Origin of the sequence: Bacteroides xylanisolvens XB1A, assembly GCF_000210075.1 — a bacterium.
Classification (GTDB): domain Bacteria; phylum Bacteroidota; class Bacteroidia; order Bacteroidales; family Bacteroidaceae; genus Bacteroides; species Bacteroides xylanisolvens.
In genome coordinates this window covers 109,760-113,180 of the sequence record NC_021017.1, presented here as the reverse complement: position 1 = coordinate 113,180, position 3,421 = coordinate 109,760, and the positions used below count along the sequence as shown (strand labels likewise).

General features: G+C 45.8%; 2 protein-coding genes. Both read left to right on the top strand.

The features are described 5' to 3' along the window. Positions 1-21 precede the first annotated feature (21 nt). The gene (locus BXY_RS00470) at positions 22-1,287 is read left to right on the top strand and encodes an ammonium transporter (RefSeq protein ID WP_394809834.1); all 1,266 of its coding nucleotides are present in this window, start codon (positions 22-24) and stop codon (positions 1,285-1,287) included. Positions 1,288-1,463: 176 nt separating this feature from the next. Further along, a partial coding sequence (locus BXY_RS00465) for a glutamine synthetase III family protein (protein WP_208946695.1) occupies positions 1,464-3,421 on the top strand: 1,958 nt, incomplete at its 3' end.

Below are 3,421 nucleotides of genomic sequence, written 5' to 3'. Positions count from 1 at the left end.
TACCGCTCCTGCCGAAGAAGCATCAGCAGCCCCGATACGCTTGGTGAATTAGCTCTTGGATTGAATACTGTATGGATGTTGCTTGCAGCAATGCTCGTATTCTTCATGCAGCCGGGATTTGCATTAGTAGAAGCAGGTTTTACCAGAGTGAAAAATACTGCCAACATTCTGATGAAGAACTTTGTAGACTTCATGTTCGGCTCTTTACTATACTGGTTTATCGGTTTCGGATTGATGTTCGGTGCAGGCGGATTCATCGGAATGCCCCACTTCTTCGACCTTTCTTTCATTGATAATGGTTTGCCAACCGAAGGATTCCTCATATTCCAAACCGTATTTTGTGCGACAGCAGCTACAATTGTATCAGGAGCCATGGCAGAACGTACAAAATTCTCCATGTATATCGTCTACACCATCTTTATCAGTGTACTGATTTATCCGATATCCGGTCATTGGACATGGGGCGGGGGCTGGTTGATGAACGGTGAAGAAGGTTCTTTCATGATGAGTCTCTTCGGAACCACCTTCCATGACTTTGCCGGTTCTACGGTCGTTCACTCTGTAGGTGGATGGATTGCTTTGGTAGGTGCTGCCATTCTTGGTCCCCGTATCGGTAAATATGGTAAAGACGGCAAATCAAAAGCTATCCCAGGCCATAGCCTGACTATTGCTGCACTAGGCGTATTCATTCTTTGGTTCGGATGGTTCGGGTTCAACCCCGGTTCTCAATTGGCAGCAGCAACCGAAGCCGATGCTATCGCCATCTCCCACGTATTCCTGACAACGAATCTGGCTGCTTGTGCCGGTGGTTTCTTCGCTCTGTTGGTGAGCTGGATGAAATATGGAAAACCTTCCCTGTCATTGACACTGAATGGTATCTTGGCAGGGCTGGTAGGCATCACAGCAGGATGTGACGCAGTATCTCCTGCAGGAGCAGCCTTAATAGGTGCAATATGTGGTGTCGTAATGATATTCTCCGTTGACTTCATTGACAAAGTGTTAAAGATAGACGATCCGGTAGGTGCATCTTCTGTACATGGTGTTTGTGGCTTTTTAGGAACTATTCTTACAGGTTTGTTCTCCACCAGTGAAGGTTTATTCTATGGCTACGGTTTCGGATTCCTCGGTGCACAAATATTCGGAGCATTGGTAGTAGGTGCATGGGCAGCAGGCATGGGATTCATCATTTTCAAAACGCTTGATAAGATTCACGGACTTCGCGTTCCGGCACGTATCGAAGAAGAAGGTCTTGATATTTACGAACACGGAGAATCTGCTTACAACTAATTTAGTGATGAACGGTTGAGTGATTAGTGAAAGACAGCTACGCACAACTTACTACTAATCACTACCCCGCTAATCACAGAAAAAACTTCCGGACAGGTTTGATCGCCTTTCCGGGAACCACATAACAAAGTAATTATTTACTCTAACATATTTAACAACAAATCAAATCAGGTATTATGTCAAAACTTAGATTCAGAGTAGTAGAGACAGCTTTCAAAAAGAAAGCTGTTGAGGTAGCAACACCTGCCGAACGTCCTTCGGAGTATTTCGCCAAGTATGTATTCAACAAGGAGAAAATGTTCAAATACCTTCCCAGCAAGGTATACAATGCACTGATTGACGCCATTGACAACGGTGCTCCGCTAGATCGCAGTATTGCCGACGAAGTAGCTGCCGGCATGAAGAAATGGGCCATCGAAATGGGTGTTACTCATTATACGCACTGGTTCGCACCGCTGACCGAAGGCACAGCTGAAAAACATGATGCTTTCGTTGAACATGATGGCAAAGGCGGTATGATGGAAGAATTTACTGGTAAACTGCTTGTACAACAGGAACCGGATGCTTCTTCTTTCCCGAATGGCGGTATCCGTAACACATTCGAAGCCCGTGGTTACAGCGCATGGGACCCCTCATCACCTGCTTTCATTGTAGATGATACGCTTTGCATCCCAACTGTGTTTATCGCATATACCGGCGAAGCTCTCGACTATAAAGCTCCCTTGCTGAAAGCATTGCGGGCTGTAGATAAAGCTGCTGTAGACGTATGCCGTTACTTCAACCCGGAAGTGAAAAAAGTAGTTGCTTATTTGGGCTGGGAACAGGAATACTTCCTCGTAGACGAAGGATTGTATGCCGCACGCCCGGACTTGCTAATGACCGGTCGTACTTTGATGGGACATGACAGTGCCAAAAACCAGCAGTTGGAGGACCACTACTTCGGTGCTATCCCCACCCGCGTAGCCGCTTTCATGAAGGACCTCGAAATTGAAGCGTTAAAGTTAGGTATTCCTGTTAAGACTCGTCACAACGAAGTTGCCCCGAACCAGTTCGAGTTAGCCCCTATCTTTGAAGAGTGTAACCTTGCTAATGACCATAACTTGCTGATTATGTCATTGATGCGTAAGGTAAGTCGCCGTCATGGCTTCCGCGTACTGCTTCATGAAAAACCTTTTAAGGGTGTCAACGGATCGGGTAAACACAACAACTGGTCGTTGGGAACTGACACGGGCATTTTATTAATGGCACCGGGTAAGACTCCGGAAGATAACCTGCGTTTTGTTACCTTCGTCGTAAACACATTGATGGCAGTTTATCATCATAACGGATTGTTGAAAGCTTCTATCTCCAGCGCTACCAACGCCCACCGTCTGGGAGCTAATGAGGCACCTCCTGCCATCATCTCCTCTTTCCTCGGGAAGCAATTGTCGCAGGTATTGGATCACATTGAAAACAGTACAAAAGATGATTTGATTAGTCTTAGCGGCAAACAGGGAATGAAGTTGGATATTCCGCAGATTCCCGAATTGCTGATTGACAATACTGACCGTAACCGTACCTCTCCTTTTGCTTTCACCGGAAACCGTTTTGAGTTCCGTGCCGTAGGTTCCGAGGCAAACTGTGCGTCTGCCATGATTGCATTGAACTCTGCCGTAGCAGACCAATTGGTGAAGTTTAAGAAAGATGTGGATGCTTTGATTGAAAAAGGAGAGCCTAAAGTGTCTGCCATCCTCGAAATTATCCGTGGATATATCAAGGAATGTAAAGCGATTCATTTTGACGGCAATGGTTACAGCGACGAATGGAAGAAAGAAGCAGCCCGCCGTGGACTGGATTGCGAAACCAGTGTTCCTGTTATCTTCGATAACTACCTGAAACCGGAAACCATTGCCATGTTCGAAGCTACCGGCGTAATGACAAAGAAAGAACTGGAAGCCCGCAACGAAGTGAAATGGGAAACGTATACGAAGAAGATTCAGATCGAGGCGCGTGTATTGGGTGATTTGGCTATGAACCATATCATTCCAGTGGCCACTCAATATCAAACAGATTTAATTAATAATGTCTATAAGATGCAATCTCTTTTCCCGGCAGAAAAGGCAGCGAAATTGTCTGCTAAAAAACCTGGAACTTA